Origin of the sequence: Pseudomonas sp. PS02303 (assembly GCF_029959925.1) — a bacterium.
GTDB classification, from domain to species: Bacteria; Pseudomonadota; Gammaproteobacteria; order Pseudomonadales; family Pseudomonadaceae; genus Aquipseudomonas; species Aquipseudomonas mandelii.
Genome location: NZ_JASCOM010000491.1, coordinates 1 through 1,872, shown reverse-complemented (window position 1 = coordinate 1,872; position 1,872 = coordinate 1). Strand labels below are relative to the sequence as shown.

Here is a 1,872-nt window from a genome sequence, read left to right as displayed (position 1 = left end):
GGCAAGCCTCGCTCCTACAGGGTTGGTGTCGTTTGTGATAACGCGCAACCCTGCAGGAGCGAGGCTTGCCCGCGAAGGCGGCTTAAAATTCAGGACATCACTTGATGACACACCACAACGACATGCTGATCGTCGGCGCCGGCATTCTCGGCCTGTCCCACGCCTACGCCGCCGCCAGACGCGGTCTGAAGGTCACGGTTTTCGAACGCAGCGAAACCCCCTTGGGCGCCTCGGTCCGCAACTTCGGCCAGGCCCTCGTCACCGGCCAACCCCCGGGCCCGATGCTCGAACTGGCCAGGGCCAGCCGCGAGATCTGGGGCCAATGGGCACAACTGGCCGGGTTGCAACTCAAGCGCAACGGCTCGTATTTGTTCGCTCGCAGCGAAGCCGAAGAACACCTGCTCGAAGCCTTCTGCACCGGCCGCGCCGTGGAATACGGTTACCGCGTCGACCTGCTGCGCGGTGCTGCCTTGCGCGATCTCTACGGCGGTCAGTTCCGCCATCACCGCGCGGCGTTGCACGGCCTGGACGATCAGCAACTGTATTCCCGTGAAGCGATTCCGACGTTGATCGACTACTTGCGCCGCGAGCTCGGCGTCGCGTTTCACTTCTCTACCCTGGTGCGCGATATCGAGCCGGGTCGCCTGCGCAGCACGGCCGGCACGTTCAGCGCCGATCAGATCATCGTCTGCTCCGGGCACGATTATCAGACCTTGCTGGCCGAGCCGATCGCCGCGCTCAACCCGCAAATCTGCCGCCTGCAAATGCTCCGCGCCCGGCCGCAGATCAACCTCAACCTGCAACACGCATTGCTCACCGGTTTGAGTTGCGTGCATTACGGCGCCTTCGCCGATCTGCCGGAAGCGGCGGCGGTGCAGGCGCAGATTCTGCGCGAGGAGCCACACTTGCATGAAAACGGCATCCACCTGCTGATCAGCCCGACGCCTTACGGTGAGTTGATCATCGGCGACTCCCACCATTACGGCCGCGATCCATCGCCGTTCAATGCCGAGCAGGTCGATGACTGGATGATCGGACTCGCTGAACAAACCCTGGGGTGCAAGGTGCAGGTGGTCGAGCGCTGGCAGGGCGTCTATGGTTCACGGGGGCCGGGGCCGTTCTCGTTCCTGCTCCCGATGCCGGGTGTGAGCGTGGCGCTGATGCACACCGGTGTCGGCATGAGCGTCGGCCCGGCGCTGGCCGAACGTAACGTCGCCACCTTATTGGGAGAGCATTGATGGACAGCAATGAGCAAGTGATCGCCGAGGTGTTTGGGCTGTACGAACGCTTTGGCGACAGCGATTACATCGGCGAGCCGGTGTCGCAGATCGAACACATGTCCCAGGCGGCTGAATTGGCCATGGCCGAGGGCTTTGATGACGAAGTGGTGCTGGCCGCGTTCTTCCATGACATCGGGCATATTTGTGGCGGGAGCGCCGAGAACATGGGTGGTTTTGGTGTGGTCAGCCACGAACGTCTGGGCGCCGATTACTTGCGTCGGGCCGGTTTCAGCGAGCGCCTGGCGCGGCTGGTGGAATACCACGTTCAGGCCAAGCGTTATCTGACGCTTAAAGAGCCCGGGTACTACGAGCGATTGAGCGAAGCCAGCCGCCGGACCCTGGAATACCAGGGTGGGGTGATGACCGCGGAAGAGGCTGAAGCCTTCGAGAAGGATCCGTTATGCAAGGCCAGTTTGCGGATGCGCCAGTGGGATGAACAGGCCAAGGACATGGGCGTGCCGGTGATGGATCTGGGGGTGTTGAAGGATAAGGCGTTGCGGCTGTTGGCTGCGTAATAGCTCGAAACCGGGTCGCTGCCATCGCGAGCAGGCTCGCTCCCACAGGGGAACGCATTCCAATGTGGGAGCGAGCC

General features: G+C 62.7%; 2 protein-coding genes. Both read left to right on the top strand.

The features are described 5' to 3' along the window. The first annotated feature begins 104 nt into the window (after positions 1-104). Entirely contained in the window at positions 105-1,238 is a 1,134-nt protein-coding gene (locus QMX98_RS34390; protein ID WP_010466758.1) for a TIGR03364 family FAD-dependent oxidoreductase, read from the top strand. Then, entirely contained in the window at positions 1,238-1,795 is a 558-nt protein-coding gene (locus tag QMX98_RS34385; protein ID WP_010466760.1) for a phosphonate degradation HD-domain oxygenase, read from the top strand. Before QMX98_RS34390 ends, QMX98_RS34385 begins: the two co-directional genes overlap by 1 nt. The last annotated feature ends 77 nt before the right edge of the window (positions 1,796-1,872 follow it).